Below are 16,305 nucleotides of genomic sequence, written 5' to 3' on the forward strand. Positions count from 1 at the left end.
ACCGGCCCGGCCCGCCGCCGGATCGGCCTCGCCCGCCGTCGCCGCCGCGCCCTCCGGATCATCGACCCGTCGGGTGACCTTCGACCCATGGTGGGTCCGATTCCCTGAGGTGCTCGAGGCCGAGGAACGCGACCTCGAGCGCCTCGGGGGTCGACCGCCGATCGTCGACGCAGATCTGCTGAACGCCCGCGGCATTCGGCGGTACCAAGTGCCGTACACCGACGCCGGAGGGACCCGGCACGACCTGGAGGTGACCTATAGCGACCTGCACCCCTACTTCCAGGTGTCGGTGCGAAGCAATGATGTCTTTCGGGTGCACCAGGCCCCCTTCACGGGCCGGCTCTGCCTCCTCCATGGTCAGGGGGCGTGGGACGTCGCCGACACGGCCGCGTCCGTGATCGCAGAACAGATGCCCAAGCTGCTCGCTGACGCGGCCGCAGCAGACGGCGGGGAAACGCCCACATCCTCCCCGGACCGCATGCCGAACGTCGACCCGATCACCAACTACTACGACCCAGCCGTACACACCGTGATGCGCATCGACGGCGGCTGGGCCAACGTGATGGAGACGCGGAGCGGTCGGCTGCGGGTCGCTCTGGATGCACAGAGCGCGCAGGGCGCGCTGCGCGGCACCGTGTTCGAGGTCCAAGACGAAGAAGGTGCCGTCCTGCGATCCGCTGATGCCGCTCTGGCCGCCCTGTACGTGAACGACCAGCTGATCGACGGCCGGTGGGTCCGGCTGGACAGCGCGCCCGCCGAGGGTTCGGCTGAGGCCGTCCTGTCCGCGGCCGTGGACGCAGACAGGACGCTGGCGGCGCCTGCCTACGAGCGCGTCGGCGACCAGGAGGTCGACCTGATCGGCGTGGTACTCGAAGACGATGTCCGCGCCGACCTGGACTCGAGCACGCTGGTGCGCGGCGACAGCTGGCTCTTCGTCGCCCGGGTTCGAACCCGGGCGCGCCCGCCCGCCAAGCCGCAACGAGGGCGAGTGACAGAGCCTTCCGTCAAAGTGAGTCCTCCAAATCTGCTTCGCACCGATCGTGCTGGACCCACGGACCTTCGAGAGCGGGTGCCCTCGCTTCGGCCCCTGGGTGCTGCAACCATCGCCCTCATCGGTCTCGGCGGCGTCGGCGCGCCGAGCGCCGTCGAGTTCGCCAAGGCCGGTGCCGGGCGCCTACGGATGATCGAGTCCGACGCGCTCAGCACCGGCAACGGGGCCCGCTGGCCGCTCGGATTCTTGAGCGCCGGGCACCCGAAGCTCGTCGCGCTCCTATCGCACCTCAAGCAGAACTGGCCCTACACCGACATCGAGCTGCTGCCGTGCCGCCTAGGGCAACCGAGGGAAAGCGGCGACTCGGTCGAAGAGCGTGACGCAGCACCCTCGGATCTCGACACGCTCGACAAGTGGCTCGATGGTGCCGCCCTGATCTACGACGCCACCGCAGACCGAGGCGTCAACTACTTCTTATCCGAGCTGGCCAAGGACCGGGGAATTCCATACGTCGTCGTGTCAGCCACCGAGGGCGGGTTCGGCGGGATGGTCGCCCGGTTCGATCCGAGACCTGAGACCGCCTGCTGGACGTGTCTCATGCATCACTTCGAGGCGGGGACCTTGACCCCGCCACCTCGCGACCAGAACGCCGCGACCGCCAACACCTGGCCGGCCGGCTGCATCGACCCGACGTTCACCGGCGCCGGGTTCGACATCGCGGCGATCGCGCTGGCTGGGGTCCGGCTGGCATGCGCAACGATGTGCGCGGGGACGGACGGCTCCTACCCCGCAGCGACCTGGGACTACGCACGATACGAGTTCCGGACGGCCGATCTCGCCCTGCCCGGGTTCGCGGAAACCTTCACCATCGAGCCCCATCCGGACTGCCACCCATGCGCCAACCGACGGTCTTCGTAGCCAGTACGGCCGTCGACGCCATGACGGCCGAGGCACGCCGTTGCCACCCGGTTGAGACCGGCGGCATGCTCATCGGCTGGGACGACTTCGAGGCCGGGCATCTGGTCGTCGCCACGATCATCGGCCCGGGCCCGAACGCTGAGCACCACACGTGGGGATTCACCCCCGACGGCGCGTGGCAGCAGGAGCAACTGGATCGGATCTACGTCGCGACAGGGGGACGGCTGACCTTCGTGGGGGACTGGCACGTCCACCCTGCCGGTGGCTTCGGGATGAGCCGCCGAGATCGCCGTACGATGGCAGCCACCGCCGACGAACCCGAAAGCCGTTTGGAGGTAGCGCTGATGGGGCTCCTCGCCAAAGACGGCGAGCGCTATCGCCTGGGCATGTGGACGCTGGGAGACCGGCGATGGCCTCTTGGGCCGCCAACCGCGCTCCCTCTTCCGACGGCAACCTGGACGCCCACCCCCGGCGAGGCCTTCTGGGGGCCCCTGGACGTCGCCTGACCCCGAGGAACGCAAGGAGGCGCGAAGTCCGCCTTCGGAGGGTGGATCGGGGTCACGTGACCTCTCGTTACCTCCCGGTGGCCGAGCCGGCGAGGCCAGGGACCAAGCCCGCCATCCCGGGCCGCACTATCGGGAGAGCATGCGGCCGACTGCGCCCATCAGCTCCTGGACCTGTTCGTCGGGGTCAGTGGGGCCGCCGTGGCCGCCGGCGAGGCAGTGGCGGGCATGGTCGTCGAGGAGGCCGAGGGCGACCTTGTCGAGGGCGACGCGGACGGCGTTGATCTGGGTGAGGACATCGATGCAGTAGCGGTCCTCGTCGATCATGCGGCTGATGCCCCGCACCTGGCCCTCCACTCGGGAGAGGCGGGTCTGCAACTGCTCCTTGGTGGCGGTGTAGCCGCGGTCGGTCATGAGCGTTCTCCGGTTCTTCTGGGTCTGAGGTTGACGATCATACCCCCTAGGGGTATACATTTCTATACCCCCCGGGGGTACTCTCCCCAGAACGCTCGAAGGAGCCCGCCATGACCACCACCACCGTCAACGTCTCCGGCATGACCTGCGGCCATTGCGTCCAGTCCGTCAAGAACGAGCTGGCCAAGGTGCCCGGCGTCGACGCCGTCGAGGTCGACCTGGCCGGTGGCAAGGTCGAGATCTCCAGCTCCTCGCCCATCGACGATGCGGCGATCGCTGCCGCCGTCGACGAGGCGGGATACGAGGTCTCGTCGTGAACGTCCCCACCAAGCTCGGCGCCTACGGCGCGGGCCTCGCCGTGGTGTTCGCCGCCGCCCTGGGAGCAGGCGCGGCGGCGGGCCCCTTCGGTGAGCCGGACGAGCCCGACCACGGCTCTGAGCACACCACATCGGACGCCGGTGACGGCGCCCAGCAGGAGAACGACATGCAGACCACGGACCCCACCGCTCTCACCCCCGGCGGCCTCGAGGTCTCGAGCGGCGGCTACTCCTTCGTCCCCGCCGCCACGACCTACCGGACCGGCGACACCGTCCCCTTCGAGTTCACGATCGAGGGCTCCGACGGCGCTCCCGTCACCGAGTTCCGGACCGAGCACGACAAGGACCTCCACCTCATCGTGGTGGGCCGGGACCTGTCCGGCTACCAGCACGTCCACCCCGTCCGCGACGAGACCGGCACGTGGTCGGTGGAGCTCGACCTGTCGGCTCCCGGCACCTACCGGGCCCTCGCCGACTTCGCCCCTGAAGATGCCGAGGCACTCACGCTCGGGATCGACCTCCAGGTGCCCGGTGATGCCCAGCCCGTCCCGGGCCCCGCGCCTAATGGGACTCGACCGTCGGGTCCTTCGGGGTGACGATGGTCCCGAGCCGCTGGTCGGTCAGCACTCATCTCGCCTGGACCGCGAGTCCTACGGCTAGATCGTGCGCCGGCCGGTCGGTGAGGACGACCTTGATGGCTGGTGCGATGACGTGCCGTGGAGCACTGAACCATTAGGACGCCGGTGGTCGCCTCGGGCTCGATCCGAACCTGTTGCAGGAGGCGCTGATGGCGAAGGTGTTCGTAGGTCACGACTGGGCTGAGGCCCATCACGACGTGTTGGTCCTCGACGAGCATGGGGAGCGCGTCGGGGGCGGTCGGCTGCCCGAGGGCGTTGCCGGTGTCGCCCGGTTCCACGAGTTGGTCGCCGATCACGTCGAGGACTCGGCCGAGGTGGTGGTGGCGACCGAGACCGACAGGGGGTTGTTCGTCGGGTCGTTGGTGGCGGCTGGCTACACGGTGTTGGCGATCAACCCGCTGTCGACGTCGCGGTATCGGGAACGTCACTCGACCTCGGGGGCGAAGTCCGACCCCGGCGACGCCCGGGTGTTGGCCGAGCTGGCCCGGACCGATGGCCACAACCACCGGCCGATTGCCGGTGACAGCGAGCTGGTCGAGGCCATCAAGGTCCTGGCCCGGGCTCACCAGAGCCTGATCTGGACCCGGCAGCGCCAGTCCAACCAGCTCCGCTCGACGCTGCGCGAGTTCTATCCCGCCGCGCTCGACGCCTTTGGTGAGCTGGGCCACCCCGACGCGCTGGCCGTGTTGGCCATCGCCCCAACACCGGCCCAGGGGCGGCGGCTGTCGCGGTCGAAGATCGCCTCTGCGCTGCGCCGAGGGGGACGCCAGCGCCGCGTCGAGGAGCGGGCGATCGAGATCCAGACGGCGCTGCGCTCCACCCAGCTCACCGCCCCCGACCTCGTCGCTGATGCCATGGGCTCGGTCGTCGCCGCGCTGGTCGGCGTGATCGGTGAGCTGGTCGCCCAGATCGCCGTCCTCGAGACCGACCTGGCCGACCGTTTTGACCAGCACCCGGACGCCAAGATCATCCGCTCCCTGCCAGGACTGGGGATGACCCTCGGCGCCCGGGTGCTCGCAGAGTTCGGGGACGACCCGAACCGCTACCGCGATGCGAAGTCTCGCAAGAACTACGCCGGCACGTCACCCATCACCAGAGCCTCGGGCAAGAGCCACGTCGTGTTGGCCCGCTACGCCCGCAACCGACGCCTCGCCGATGCCTGCTACCTCTGGGCCTTCGCCGCCCTCGCAGCCAGCCCTGGCGCCCGAGCGTTCTACGACCACCGGCGCGCCCACGGCGACACCCACCACCGCGCCCTACGAGCCCTCGCCAACCGCCTCGTCGGCATCCTCCACGGCTGCCTCCGACACCAGACCCCTTACGACGAACACACCGCCTGGGCCCACCGCACCGACATCGCCGCTTGACGCCCTACAACCGTGCGATGTCTAGCCGGACCGCCGAGGTCGACGCCTACACCGTCACCCTCGACGGCGACCTGCGGGCCGGCAGCGAGTCTGCTCTGACCCTGTCGGTCTCCAAGGAGGGGCAGCCGATCACCGACCTCCAGCCCTACCTGGCGGCCTACGGCCACCTCGTGGCCCTGCGAGCCGGAGACCTCGGCTACCTCCACGTCCACCCCGAGGGAGCCCCCGGCGACGGCGAGACGCCCGCCGGGCCCGACATCGACTTCGCAGCTCACGTCCCGTCGGCCGGCAACTACCGGCTCTACCTCGACTTCCGCCACGGCGACGTGGTGCGCACCGCCGAGTTCACCGTCGAGGTCGGCCCCGATGACGGCTCGTCCGAGGCCGGCGCGGCGCACGAGGGAGGCCACTGATCATGAGCACGACCGACACCACCGCGAACCGGGTCGAGCTGTCCATCGGCGGCATGACCTGCGCCTCGTGCGCCATGCGCATCGAGAAACGCCTCAACAAGGTCGACGGCGTGACCGCCACGGTCAACTACGCCACCGAGAAGGCGACGGTCACCTTCGATGACAGCGTCGAGTCTGATCGCCTCGTCAGCGAGGTCGAGGCGGCCGGCTACACCGCCCAGCTGCCCCGGACCGCATCGTCGGCCGAGAGCGACGACGACACCGCCGAGGCGGATCCCACCCGGCCGCTCCGCCAACGGCTGATCATCTCGACCTTGCTGACCATCCCGGTGGTGGCGTTGTCGATGATCCCGGCATTGCAGTTCGACAACTGGCAGTGGCTCTCCCTCACCCTGGCTGCTCCAGTCGTGGTCTGGGGTGCCCTGCCGTTCCACCGGGCGGCGTGGGTGAACCTGCGCCACGGCACCGCCACCATGGACACGCTGATCTCGATCGGCACGCTCGCTGCGTTCCTGTGGTCGCTCTACAGCCTGTTCATCGGCGATGCCGGCATGGTCGGGATGAAGATGGCCTTCGAGCTCACCATCGAGCGCGGCTCGGGCCAGGACGAGATCTACCTGGAGGCCGCAGCCGCGGTGACCACGTTCATCCTCGCTGGCCGGTACTTCGAGGCGAAGGCCAAGCGCCGGACCGGAGCGGCCTTGCGGTCGCTGCTCGACCTCGGAGCCAAGGACGTCGTGGTCCTCCGCGACGGCCGTGAGGAGCGGGTCGGCATCGACCAGCTCGTCGTCGGTGACCGCTTCGTCGCTCGACCGGGCGAGAAGATCGCCACCGACGGCGTGGTCGAGGAGGGCACATCGGCGGTCGACGCCTCGCTGCTCACAGGCGAGAGCGTCCCCATCGAGGTCGGACCCGGCGACCCGGTCACCGGGGCCACGGTCAACGCCGGCGGACGGCTCATCATCCGTGCCACCCGGGTCGGTGCCGACACGCAGCTGGCCCAGATCGCACGGCTGGTGACCGACGCCCAGACGGGTAAGGCCGCCGTCCAGCGATTGGCCGACCGGGTCTCGGCGATCTTCGTCCCCGTGGTGATCGCCCTGTCGATCGGCACCCTGGGGTTCTGGCTCGGCACGGGTGACGGCGCCTCGGCGGCGTTCACCGCCGCAGTGGCCGTGCTGATCATCGCCTGCCCGTGCGCCCTCGGCCTGGCCACGCCCGTCGCCCTGATGGTCGGGACAGGACGAGGTGCGCAGCTCGGGATCCTCATCAAGGGGCCGGAGGTGCTGGAGTCCACCCGCAAGGTCGACACCGTCGTGCTGGACAAGACCGGCACGGTCACCACCGGGAAGATGAGCCTGGTCGACGCCGTCACGGCCGCCGGCACGGATCGCAATGAACTTCTGCGCCTCGTCGGTGCCCTCGAGCACGCGTCCGAGCACCCCATCGCCCAGGCCATCGCCGACGGAGCCCGGGACGAGGTCGGCGACCTGCCCGCCGTCGAGTCCTTCACCAACCGGGAGGGCCTCGGTGTGGAGGGCGTGGTCGAAGGTCAGGCCGTCATCGCCGGACGACCGGCTCTGCTCGCCGACTGGGGGCTCCACCTCGACGACGACCTGGCGGCCGCCAAGGCCGCGGCCGAGGCCAAGGGCCACACAGCCGTCGTCGCCGGATGGGACGGCGCTGTCCGCGGCGTCCTGGTCGTCTCCGACACGGTCAAGGACACCTCGCCCGAGGCCATCGCCCAGCTCCGCAAGCTGGGCCTCACACCGGTTCTGCTCACCGGCGACAACGAGGCTGCGGCGAAGACAGTGGCCGCACAGGTCGGCATCGACGAGGTCATCGCCGAGGTCCTGCCCTCGGAGAAGGTCGACGTCATCCAACGCCTCCAGTCCGACGGCAAGGTCGTCGCCATGGTCGGCGACGGCGTCAACGACGCAGCCGCCCTCGCCCAGGCCGACCTCGGTCTCTCCATGGGCACAGGCACCGACGCCGCCATCGAGGCCAGCGACCTCACCCTGGTCCGAGGCGACCTGCGAGCCGCACCCGACGCCATCCGCCTCGCCCGCAAGACCCTCGGCACAATCAAGAGCAACCTGTTCTGGGCCTTCGCCTACAACGTCGCCGCCATCCCCCTGGCGGCTGCCGGGTTCCTCAACCCAATGATCGCCGGCGCCGCCATGGCGCTGTCCTCGGTCTTCGTCATCACCAACAGCCTGCGCCTACGGCGCTTCGCCCCCCTGAGCTCGCACGCCGACTGACGCACCACCCTCTCGCCGGGGCCCGGGCACCTCCTCGCCCGGGTCCCGGCACACCCGACCCGGAGGCACATCGTGTCCACTCGCACCCGCACCCCGGCCCACACCGTCGCCAAGCCCACCCGGACCACGGATGGCAGGTTCGCGTTCGACGTGCTCCGCCAAGAGGGCCCCGTCCTGGTCGACTTCTACGCCTCCTGGTGCCCCAGCTGCCAGCACCTCGAACCGGTGCTCGACGAGCTGGCCAACGAATGGGCCGGTCTCGTGAGGATCGTGAAGCTCGACGTCGAGCGCAACCGCGCCACCGCCGACCGCTACGGCGTCCGCGGCATCCCGACGCTCATCCTCTTCGAGGGCGGCGTCGAGCAGCACCGCCTCGTCAACGTCGTCAAGCGGCAGCGGATCGAGGACGAGCTGGGCGACCACCTCGTCACCGCCCTCGGCCTGCGCGACTAGATCGCCGAACCCTCGAAGCGCAGCCCCTCGAGCACCGTCGCAACGAGCCGCCGGGCCGCCGCCTTGGACGGAAGGTGTCGTGCCCCACCGAGAGCGCCGATGCAGAAGACGGCCAGCTCCCGGGGGGCGACATCGTCTCGGACGGCGCCATGTCTCGCAGCGGCGTCGATCAGGTCGGTGAACAGTGACTCCACCTCGTCGGCCGAGCCCTGGGCATGGCCCCGACCGTGGAGGGCCCCTGCGGCCTCCGAGGGCTCGTGGGCCGTCAGCTCGGTGTACGCCCGGAGTCCTCGCACGAGTTGTTCGGCCGGGTCCGGCTGCCCTTCCACCTCGGCGCGCAGGGCCCGGACATGCTCTTCGAGCAACCGCTCGTGCCAGGCGACGAGCACTTCGTCCACCCCGGCGAAGTACTTGTAGAGGGTCGCCCGACCGATGCCGGCCTCCTGTGCAAGCCCGGCCATGGTCACCGAGTGCAGCCCCCCGGCTCCGACCATGCGAGCGGATGCGTCGAGGATGGCGTCGCGCACCTCTCGGCGGTGGCCGGCGATCGTTCCGGTTCGGACCCTCGGCATCAGGCCAGGGTAGCCAACCTTCCGGGATCGAGACACGCTGTCTTGATCAGAGACAGAGTGTCTCGTAACGTGCCGCGGTCACGCTCAACAACGGAGGACCTCGCATGGACCGCTCGACATCACCTCAAGACACCCCGGCCGCCTCCGTCTACCCCCGGCGCCCTCGGTGGGTCGTGTTGGGGCTCGCTCTTGCGGCCATCCTCGTGGTCGGCGTGGTCATCCTGTTGATGGTGGGAGGGCATGGCCCCGAGCGCCACTCGGGAGGCGGATCGACCCCGTCGCACTCCGCCCCGTCGCACGGCAACCCATGACGGCGTCCCTGCGGGTCCGGCGATTCGGGCTGACCCTCCACGTCCTCTCCTCGGTCGGCTGGCTCGGAGGAGTCGGCCTGGCCCTTGCCCTCGCCGGCACCGCCCTGCTGTCGGACGACGAGTCGACCGTGCGGTCCGCCCTCATCGCGCTCGACGCCAGCGGCTGGTGGTACCTGCTGCCGCTCAGCGTCGCGTCGCTGACGACCGGGATCGTCCAGTCGCTCATCACGAGGTGGGGCCTCTTCAACCACTACTGGATCGTCGCCAAGCTCGCGATCAACGCCTTCGCCGCCTTGATCCTCCTCCTCTACATGCAGTCGCTCGGGCACTACGCAGCCCTTGCGAAGAACACAGCGACGACCCTCGCCGAGCTCCGCGACCCGTCCCCGCTGATCCACACCATCGGCGCGCTGGTCCTCCTGGTGGGCGCCACAGCCCTCTCGATCTACAAGCCGCCCGGTCTCACCCGCCGCGGCTATCGGGCCCGTGAAAGGAGCCCCGGCCTCGATCCGCCCTCCTAGACGCGGCGGCCGACCCCGGGTCCGCGACCTCCCGTCGAGCGGCCGCCCGGACCGGCGAGCGCCTCGAGCGACGGGGTCAGAATTCGCTCGAGATCCTCGACATCGGCCGCTGCGAGCGCGGGGACCTCGAGGAGGTAGCGACCGATCGCTACGCCGAGCATCGTGGCGTTGAGGAGCGCAGCCCGAAGGGCAGCGTCCGACCCTCCGATCGTGTCGGCGACAGCGGCCTGCGCATCGGCCATCACCTGGTCCCGCATCACCTGCCCAGCCACAGGATGGGTGAGGCTGCTGCGCATCAGCGCCTCGATGGCCGGCCGTTGCTCGGGATCCTCGAAGGCATCAACGACGTGGTGAACCAGAGCGTGCGTCAGCTCCTCACGTCCCGCGCCGATCAGCCCTTCGACCGGGACGCTGCCCTGCGCCGCTGAGGCGAAGAGCCCGTCCTTCGATCCGAAGTGCTGCATCACCAGAGCCGGGTCCACCTCGGCCCGATCGGCGACCGTCCGTATCGAGGTGCGCTCGTAGCCCCGCTCGGCGAACAGCGCTTGCGCCGCAGAGAGGATCGCCTGCCGGCTGCGGGTCCGCCGCTCGGCTCGGGTCGGGGACTCGTCCGTCATCTTCGCTCCACAAGTGTTGACTGAATTCGATTTCACTCTACACTCGTTGAGCCATGGCCATGCACCGCAGGTCTTCCGTCAACCGTCCCGGCGCCCGCCGTGCCGCTGCACTCGTGGTCTTGGCGGGGAGCCAGCTGCTCATCGTCCTCGACGCCACCATCGTCAACGTCGCCCTCAGCGCGATCGCTCGCGACCTGAGGCTCTCGGCGGCCGACCTCCAGTGGGTGATCACCGGCTACGTCCTGGCCTTCGGCGGCTTCCTCCTCCTCGGTGGCCGGCTCGCCGACACCTACGGGCGGCGGCGGCTCTTCGTCGGCGGCGCCACGCTCTTCGCCATCGGCTCCGTCGCCTGCGCCCTGGCCTGGTCAGCGCCAAGCCTCCTGGTCGGTCGGGCGGTGCAGGGGCTCGGCGCCGCAGCGGTCGCCCCCTCAGCGATGTCGCTCTTGCTCACCGTCTTCCCCGAAGGCGACGGACGGGCGAAGGCACTGGCGGTGTGGGGCGGGGTCTCGTCCAGCGGGACCGCTCTCGGGTTGATCCTCGGCGGGGTCATCACCGACCTCCTGTCCTGGGAGTGGGTCTTCGCCCTGGCCGCCCCCATCGCCGGCGCCGCTGCGATCGCCGCGCTGCGCGTGTTGCCGGAGACGGCCGCCGCCCCACGGCGGTTCGACGTGGCCGGCGCCGCGCTGGCCACCGGCGGGCTGACGGCGCTCGTCTACGGGCTGGTACAGGGGCCCGAGGTGGGGTGGAGGTCGACGTCGACCGTGGTCACCCTGCTCGTCGCTGCCATCCTCGTCGGCGGCTTTGCCTGGACCCAGACCCATCGCTCGTTCGGGCTGCTCCCCCGTCGGCTGCTCCGCCACCGTGCGGTCGTCGGCGCCAACGTCGTCGGCCTCATCCTCGGCGCGGCGATCTACGGGCTGTTCTTCTTCATGAGCCTCTTCATGGGCGATCTCGCCGGATACGACGCGGTCGAGACGGGGCTGGCATTCCTGCCAATGGCAGCCGCGATCGCCGTGGGCTCCGCCGTCGCAGGCCGCCTGATCGGCCGGACTGGCCCGTTCTCTCTCCTCGTCGGCTCCACCGGAGCGGTGACGGTGGGCCTGGCGAGCCTGGCGCGCATCAGTCCGGCCACCACCTACCTCGCCGTGCAGCTGCCAGGGTTCCTCCTGACCGGCGTCGGCCTCGGCCTGGCCTTCGTCGCCCTCACCACCGCAGCAGTCGGCGCGGCGCCACCGGAAGATCGCGGCGTCGCGGCTGCCCTGTTCAACTCAGCCCAGCAGGTCGGCGGCGCGCTGGGGCTGGCGTTGATGACCGCCGTGAGCACCGCCCGCACAGCCGCCTTGACCGAGCCCGGGGCGATTCCGGCCGCCGGCGCCACCACGGCCGGCTGGTCCCTCGGCTTCGCCGTCTCCAGTGCGCTGATGGCATCGGGCCTGATCGTCATCCTGGTCATGGTCCGTCCTGCTCCGAGGAAGTCAGGTGCGGAGGAGTTGGCGGACGCCAGCCCCGCCTAATGGGACTCGACCGTCGGGTCCTTCGGGGTGACGATGGTCCCGAGCCGCTGGTCGGTCAGCACTCATCTCGCCTGGACCGCGAGTCCTACGGCTAGATCGTGCGCCGGCCGGTCGGTGAGGACGACCTTGATGGCTGGTGCGATGACGTGCCGTGGAGCACTGAACCATTAGGACGCCGGTGGTCGCCTCGGGCTCGATCCGAACCTGTTGCAGGAGGCGCTGATGGCGAAGGTGTTCGTAGGTCACGACTGGGCTGAGGCCCATCACGACGTGTTGGTCCTCGACGAGCATGGGGAGCGCGTCGGGGGCGGTCGGCTGCCCGAGGGCGTTGCCGGTGTCGCCCGGTTCCACGAGTTGGTCGCCGATCACGTCGAGGACTCGGCCGAGGTGGTGGTGGCGACCGAGACCGACAGGGGGTTGTTCGTCGGGTCGTTGGTGGCGGCTGGCTACACGGTGTTGGCGATCAACCCGCTGTCGACGTCGCGGTATCGGGAACGTCACTCGACCTCGGGGGCGAAGTCCGACCCCGGCGACGCCCGGGTGTTGGCCGAGCTGGCCCGGACCGATGGCCACAACCACCGGCCGATTGCCGGTGACAGCGAGCTGGTCGAGGCCATCAAGGTCCTGGCCCGGGCTCACCAGAGCCTGATCTGGACCCGGCAGCGCCAGTCCAACCAGCTCCGCTCGACGCTGCGCGAGTTCTATCCCGCCGCGCTCGACGCCTTTGGTGAGCTGGGCCACCCCGACGCGCTGGCCGTGTTGGCCATCGCCCCAACACCGGCCCAGGGGCGGCGGCTGTCGCGGTCGAAGATCGCCTCTGCGCTGCGCCGAGGGGGACGCCAGCGCCGCGTCGAGGAGCGGGCGATCGAGATCCAGACGGCGCTGCGCTCCACCCAGCTCACCGCCCCCGACCTCGTCGCTGATGCCATGGGCTCGGTCGTCGCCGCGCTGGTCGGCGTGATCGGTGAGCTGGTCGCCCAGATCGCCGTCCTCGAGACCGACCTGGCCGACCGTTTTGACCAGCACCCGGACGCCAAGATCATCCGCTCCCTGCCAGGACTGGGGATGACCCTCGGCGCCCGGGTGCTCGCAGAGTTCGGGGACGACCCGAACCGCTACCGCGATGCGAAGTCTCGCAAGAACTACGCCGGCACGTCACCCATCACCAGAGCCTCGGGCAAGAGCCACGTCGTGTTGGCCCGCTACGCCCGCAACCGACGCCTCGCCGATGCCTGCTACCTCTGGGCCTTCGCCGCCCTCGCAGCCAGCCCTGGCGCCCGAGCGTTCTACGACCACCGGCGCGCCCACGGCGACACCCACCACCGCGCCCTACGAGCCCTCGCCAACCGCCTCGTCGGCATCCTCCACGGCTGCCTCCGACACCAGACCCCTTACGACGAACACACCGCCTGGGCCCACCGCACCGACATCGCCGCTTGACGCCCTACAACCGTGCGATGTCTAGTCGCGGTCGGCCGGGCCCATCCGACCGAGGACCGCCACGCCGGAGAGTACGACCAACCCAACGAGAGGTAGGCCGACGACAGCATCGGTCAGCGCCTGGTCGAACAGATGCAGCTCGTCCCGGTGCCTGACGAGGTGGAGCACGGCAAGCCCCAGCCCGAGGACGACGAGAGACCGCCCGACCTGGCGCCGGCGTTCGCGACGAGCGAACGCGCAGCGCAGCTCCTCGGCGCGGCGGACCGCGTCCTGGTGGTCGATCTCGCGACAGGTCAGGCCGTCTGTGCGCTCCTGCAGCCGCCGGTCGTCGAGGACGGGACGGTACGGCCGATGGCGGCGTTTGCTCACAAGGCTCGCTCCGTTGGCGGTGGCTGGCCGTCCGACCCGTCCTGGGGCACCTCGTCGCCGGATGCAGGCGCATCCGCCTCGTCGTCAACCGCTTCGGGACGCGACGCCAACCACGCCAGGCCGGAGACGCCGATGGTCATGGCGACGATCCCGGCCCACTGGCTGCCCGTCAGGCCCAAGCGGCGATCGTCGGCACGGGCGAAGTCGAGCAGGAACCGGTTCAGCCCGTAGAGAACCACGAGCAACGCCCCCAGGGCGCCGCGTCGGCGCAGCCAGCGCCGTCGCGCCAGCAGCATGATCCCGAAGATGCCGAGGCTCAGAATCAGGTCGTAGGCAGCGGTCAGGTGCACGACCTCGCCCGGAGGACAGGGGGACCCCACGTTGCGGCCGACGTCGACGACATCGGGGCACCGGTAGCCCCAGGGGACGTCGGTGGTCTGCCCGAGGTGGTCGGCGATGATGATGTCGCCGATGCGGCCGACGGCGATCCCGAGCGGCAGCCACGGCGCAGCGAGATCGAGCCCGGCCCAGAAGTCGACCCCCCGCCGCCGCGCCGACCACCACGCGACCAACAGGGCGCCGGTGAGCCCGCCGAGCAGCGAGATCCCGCCCTCCCAGACCTTGAACCACTCGACGGGCGACTCGTAGCTCGAGAGGTGGTTGAGAACGTAGAAGAAGCGGGCGCCGACGATCCCCCCGATCCCCGCCCGGTAGAGGATGGCGACCAGATCGTCTTCGGGCAGACCTGCTCGCCGAGCGTCCCGCAGGAACCACCACGCTCCGAAGACGAACCCGACCGCGGTGAAGATCCCGTGCGGCGAGACCGACAGTGGCCCGATGTCGATGCGGACGATCGGTGAGTAGGAAATCTCGGCCAGGAGCACCGCCCCAATCTACGACACGCTGTCGTAGCTTCGGGGTCGCGATTGGTCGGCATTGGCTTCGGCCTGTGAGTGACCGCCGACCGATGGGCTCCCTGGAGCGCGCCGTGTTGGAGCAGCTCTGGGCGCAGGACGACGGGGCGACACCGGCCGAGATCCGCGAGGCCCTAGACGGCGACATCGGGTACACGACGGTCGCTACGATCCTCACCCGGTTGGCGCAGAAGGGTCAGGTTGAGCGCGAGCGCGCCGGCCGGGGGTTCCGGTACCGGGCGCTGAGCACCGAAGCCGAGCTGGCGGCCCGGCGCATGCAGGATGCGTTGAAGCCGGTGCAAGATCGCTCGCTGGTCCTGTCCCGGTTCGTCGACGGGCAGACCGACGGGGATAAACAAGCGCTGCGACAGATCCTCGACGAGCTCGACCGATGAGCCCTGTGCTCCTCGCGCCCCTGACCGTTGCGCTCCTCGCTGCCGGCCTCGGCGGCCTCTCCCAGCGCTACTTCCGGCCGGGTGCGGCCACGTGGAGCCTCACGATCAGCACCGTCCTTGCTGCGGTGGCCACGATCAGCGCTGCGGGTGATGACGATCTTCAGCTTCGTCCACGTGGCGCCCGTGACCGGGCAGCTCCTTGCGTGGTGCCTCGGACTCAACCACCACTCCGGACGGGTCCCCTGGGCCGAGGCAACCGTCGCCGCATTCTGGCTGGCTGTTGCCGCGTTACGGCTCCGCCGGTGTCGAGCGGGCGACCGGGCGCTGATCCCTCAGGGGACCGCGGGCGACGTCGAAGTGCTCGATGGTAACGAGCCGGTGGCGTACACGCTGCCTGGCCAATGCGGGCGAATCGTCGTCTCGAACGGGATGCTGCGGGCCCTCTCCGGCGGGGAGCAGGAGGTGCTCTTCTCCCACGAGAGGTCGCACCTGCGTCGACGGCACGACCGGTTCATCCACGCTGTCGACCTCGGGGTGGCAGTGATGCCGCTCCTCTTCCCGATGAAGCGTTTCGTCCGCTTTGCGACGGAGCGGTGGGCCGACGAGGACGCTGTCCGCTCGGTCGGCGATCGACGCCTCGTCGCACGGGCCCTCACCCGAGCGGCGTTGGTCCAGCACGGGTCGATCCAACCCGGCATGGCTCTCGCAGGTCTCGGCGTCCGGGCGCGTGTCGACCAGCTCCTCGCCGCTCCGGCCCGGCCCGCTGTGGTCCGAGCGACGCTGCTCATCACGGCCGGCCTCACGGCCACCGTGGCCGCCAGCTCGTCGCTGCAGGTTCACCACCTGGCCATGGTGGCCGAGCAGCTCTGCGGCTAGGCCAGACCAAGCGTCAGCAGGAGCCCTCGAACTCGGGAACGGGCCGGCGCTCGGCCTCCTGTTCGGACGTGACCTCGCCGTTCTCTGCGATGTCGTCGATGAGCCACTCCATCTCCTTGATCTCGCGACGCTGGGCCCGTTCGATCTCGCAGGCCAGCTCCTGGACCCGGACATCGTCGATGTCGGCCCGGTCGCTGGTCAGGATGGCGATCGAGTGGTGCGGAACCATGGCCTTCATGTACTCCCGATCGTCGACGAAGTGCTGCGATCGCGACAACCAGAGGGCGACTGCGCCGAAGGCGACGGCGAAGATCACGATCGCGACGTTCACCGTCGGCATGGCGTGCATCTTCCACATGAAGCCCATCATCACCACGGCCATCATCGATCCCATGAGGAGGGCCATGTAGACGCGCTCCTCGCTCCAACGCACGTGGCCCCATGCGAACGTGTTCGTGTACGTGAGGAGGAACATCAGTACCGTGGAGGTCAGGATCATCA

Annotated in this window: 18 protein-coding genes and 1 pseudogene; 13 read left to right on the forward strand and 6 right to left on the reverse strand. The window is 69.9% G+C overall.

The window, feature by feature from the left end; all coding sequences use genetic code 11:
• The first annotated feature begins 109 nt into the window (after positions 1–109).
• Positions 110–1,909 (forward strand): ThiF family adenylyltransferase, encoded by a 1,800-nt coding sequence (locus HC251_RS18370; RefSeq protein WP_219942060.1) that lies wholly within the window; start codon positions 110–112, stop codon positions 1,907–1,909.
• A 20-nt stretch (positions 1,910–1,929) separates the two neighbouring features.
• Positions 1,930–2,415 (forward strand): Mov34/MPN/PAD-1 family protein, encoded by a 486-nt coding sequence (locus HC251_RS18375; protein ID WP_219942061.1) that lies wholly within the window; start codon positions 1,930–1,932, stop codon positions 2,413–2,415.
• 126 nt (positions 2,416–2,541) lie between these two features.
• Here HC251_RS18375 and HC251_RS18380 read toward each other — a convergent pair whose 3' ends face one another.
• On the reverse strand, positions 2,542–2,826 hold the full coding sequence (locus HC251_RS18380) for a metal-sensitive transcriptional regulator (RefSeq protein ID WP_219942062.1): 285 nt from the start codon (positions 2,824–2,826) through the stop codon (positions 2,542–2,544).
• 110 nt (positions 2,827–2,936) lie between these two features.
• On the opposite strand from HC251_RS18380, the gene HC251_RS18385 reads away from it, so the two are divergent.
• The 6 genes and pseudogenes from HC251_RS18385 (at position 2,937) to HC251_RS18410 (ending at position 8,275) form a co-directional block, all read left to right on the forward strand.
• Positions 2,937–3,143 carry a heavy-metal-associated domain-containing protein gene (locus HC251_RS18385; RefSeq protein WP_219942063.1) on the forward strand — a complete coding sequence of 69 codons (207 nt, stop codon included), beginning with the start codon at positions 2,937–2,939 and terminating at the stop codon, positions 3,141–3,143.
• Positions 3,140–3,739 carry a hypothetical protein gene (locus HC251_RS18390; protein WP_219942064.1) on the forward strand — a complete coding sequence of 200 codons (600 nt, stop codon included), beginning with the start codon at positions 3,140–3,142 and terminating at the stop codon, positions 3,737–3,739. Before HC251_RS18385 ends, HC251_RS18390 begins: the two co-directional genes overlap by 4 nt.
• A 191-nt stretch (positions 3,740–3,930) precedes the next feature.
• Positions 3,931–5,148, forward strand: coding sequence for an IS110 family transposase (locus HC251_RS18395; RefSeq protein ID WP_219942065.1), 1,218 nt, complete (start codon positions 3,931–3,933; stop codon positions 5,146–5,148).
• 23 nt (positions 5,149–5,171) lie between these two features.
• A pseudogene (locus tag HC251_RS18400) lies at positions 5,172–5,561 on the forward strand (hypothetical protein); the annotation flags it as partial.
• Positions 5,562–5,563: 2 nt separating this feature from the next.
• Complete coding sequence (locus HC251_RS18405) at positions 5,564–7,822, forward strand: cation-translocating P-type ATPase (protein ID WP_219942067.1); 2,259 nt, start codon at positions 5,564–5,566, stop codon at positions 7,820–7,822.
• Between the two features lie 72 nt (positions 7,823–7,894).
• Positions 7,895–8,275 carry a co-chaperone YbbN gene (locus HC251_RS18410; RefSeq protein WP_219942068.1) on the forward strand — a complete coding sequence of 127 codons (381 nt, stop codon included), beginning with the start codon at positions 7,895–7,897 and terminating at the stop codon, positions 8,273–8,275.
• On the opposite strand, the gene HC251_RS18415 is transcribed toward HC251_RS18410, so the two are convergent.
• A complete protein-coding gene (locus tag HC251_RS18415) occupies positions 8,272–8,847 on the reverse strand; it encodes a TetR/AcrR family transcriptional regulator (protein WP_219942069.1) in 576 nt (191 codons plus the stop codon). The genes HC251_RS18410 and HC251_RS18415 overlap by 4 nt on opposite strands.
• A gap of 307 nt (positions 8,848–9,154) precedes the next feature.
• On the opposite strand from HC251_RS18415, the gene HC251_RS18420 reads away from it, so the two are divergent.
• Positions 9,155–9,679 (forward strand): hypothetical protein, encoded by a 525-nt coding sequence (locus HC251_RS18420; protein ID WP_219942070.1) that lies wholly within the window; start codon positions 9,155–9,157, stop codon positions 9,677–9,679.
• On the opposite strand, the gene HC251_RS18425 is transcribed toward HC251_RS18420, so the two are convergent.
• Positions 9,676–10,296, reverse strand: a complete 621-nt coding sequence (locus HC251_RS18425; protein WP_219942071.1) for a TetR/AcrR family transcriptional regulator — start codon at positions 10,294–10,296, stop codon at positions 9,676–9,678. The genes HC251_RS18420 and HC251_RS18425 overlap by 4 nt on opposite strands.
• 53 nt (positions 10,297–10,349) lie before the next feature.
• On the opposite strand from HC251_RS18425, the gene HC251_RS18430 reads away from it, so the two are divergent.
• Together HC251_RS18430 and HC251_RS18435 are read left to right on the forward strand one after the other, a co-directional pair.
• The gene (locus HC251_RS18430) at positions 10,350–11,810 is read left to right on the forward strand and encodes a DHA2 family efflux MFS transporter permease subunit (protein WP_219942072.1); all 1,461 of its coding nucleotides are present in this window, start codon (positions 10,350–10,352) and stop codon (positions 11,808–11,810) included.
• 222 nt (positions 11,811–12,032) lie between these two features.
• Positions 12,033–13,250 (forward strand): IS110 family transposase, encoded by a 1,218-nt coding sequence (locus HC251_RS18435; RefSeq protein ID WP_219942065.1) that lies wholly within the window; start codon positions 12,033–12,035, stop codon positions 13,248–13,250.
• Positions 13,251–13,271: 21 nt separating this feature from the next.
• Here the strand turns inward: HC251_RS18435 and HC251_RS18440 are convergent, their stop codons facing one another.
• Both HC251_RS18440 and lgt read right to left on the reverse strand, forming a co-directional pair.
• Entirely contained in the window at positions 13,272–13,619 is a 348-nt protein-coding gene (locus HC251_RS18440; RefSeq protein WP_219942073.1) for a hypothetical protein, read from the reverse strand.
• Positions 13,616–14,503, reverse strand: coding sequence for a prolipoprotein diacylglyceryl transferase (lgt, locus tag HC251_RS18445; RefSeq protein ID WP_219942074.1), 888 nt, complete (start codon positions 14,501–14,503; stop codon positions 13,616–13,618). Before lgt ends, HC251_RS18440 begins: the two co-directional genes overlap by 4 nt.
• An 83-nt stretch (positions 14,504–14,586) precedes the next feature.
• On the opposite strand from lgt, the gene HC251_RS18450 reads away from it, so the two are divergent.
• Both HC251_RS18450 and HC251_RS18455 read left to right on the forward strand, forming a co-directional pair.
• A complete protein-coding gene (locus HC251_RS18450; protein WP_219942075.1) occupies positions 14,587–14,928 on the forward strand; it encodes a BlaI/MecI/CopY family transcriptional regulator in 342 nt (113 codons plus the stop codon).
• A 150-nt stretch (positions 14,929–15,078) separates the two neighbouring features.
• Positions 15,079–15,804 carry a M56 family metallopeptidase gene (locus HC251_RS18455; RefSeq protein ID WP_219942076.1) on the forward strand — a complete coding sequence of 242 codons (726 nt, stop codon included), beginning with the start codon at positions 15,079–15,081 and terminating at the stop codon, positions 15,802–15,804.
• Positions 15,805–15,817: 13 nt separating this feature from the next.
• Here HC251_RS18455 and HC251_RS18460 read toward each other — a convergent pair whose 3' ends face one another.
• Positions 15,818–16,303, reverse strand: coding sequence for a DUF305 domain-containing protein (locus HC251_RS18460; protein WP_255566476.1), 486 nt, complete (start codon positions 16,301–16,303; stop codon positions 15,818–15,820).
• Positions 16,304–16,305 lie beyond the last annotated feature (2 nt).

This window comes from Iamia sp. SCSIO 61187 (genome assembly GCF_019443745.1).
Classification (GTDB): Bacteria; Actinomycetota; Acidimicrobiia; order Acidimicrobiales; family Iamiaceae; genus Iamia.

Excerpts from the sequence above, each read along its gene's own strand:
- HC251_RS18450 (WP_219942075.1), top strand. The coding sequence starts at position 14,587 with ATGGGCTCCCTGGAGCGCGCCGTGTTGGAGCAGCTCTGGGCGCAGGAC.
- HC251_RS18455 (WP_219942076.1), top strand. The coding sequence starts at position 15,079 with ATGACGATCTTCAGCTTCGTCCACGTGGCGCCCGTGACCGGGCAGCTC.
- HC251_RS18460 (WP_255566476.1), bottom strand. The coding sequence starts at position 16,303 with ATGATCCTGACCTCCACGGTACTGATGTTCCTCCTCACGTACACGAAC.
- HC251_RS18380 (WP_219942062.1), bottom strand. The coding sequence starts at position 2,826 with ATGACCGACCGCGGCTACACCGCCACCAAGGAGCAGTTGCAGACCCGC.
- HC251_RS18395 (WP_219942065.1), top strand. The coding sequence starts at position 3,931 with ATGGCGAAGGTGTTCGTAGGTCACGACTGGGCTGAGGCCCATCACGAC.
- HC251_RS18405 (WP_219942067.1), top strand. The coding sequence starts at position 5,564 with ATGAGCACGACCGACACCACCGCGAACCGGGTCGAGCTGTCCATCGGC.
- HC251_RS18435 (WP_219942065.1), top strand. The coding sequence starts at position 12,033 with ATGGCGAAGGTGTTCGTAGGTCACGACTGGGCTGAGGCCCATCACGAC.
- HC251_RS18375 (WP_219942061.1), top strand. The coding sequence starts at position 1,930 with ATGACGGCCGAGGCACGCCGTTGCCACCCGGTTGAGACCGGCGGCATG.
- HC251_RS18415 (WP_219942069.1), bottom strand. The coding sequence starts at position 8,847 with ATGCCGAGGGTCCGAACCGGAACGATCGCCGGCCACCGCCGAGAGGTG.
- HC251_RS18430 (WP_219942072.1), top strand. The coding sequence starts at position 10,350 with ATGGCCATGCACCGCAGGTCTTCCGTCAACCGTCCCGGCGCCCGCCGT.
- HC251_RS18420 (WP_219942070.1), top strand. The coding sequence starts at position 9,155 with ATGACGGCGTCCCTGCGGGTCCGGCGATTCGGGCTGACCCTCCACGTC.
- HC251_RS18425 (WP_219942071.1), bottom strand. The coding sequence starts at position 10,296 with ATGACGGACGAGTCCCCGACCCGAGCCGAGCGGCGGACCCGCAGCCGG.
- HC251_RS18385 (WP_219942063.1), top strand. The coding sequence starts at position 2,937 with ATGACCACCACCACCGTCAACGTCTCCGGCATGACCTGCGGCCATTGC.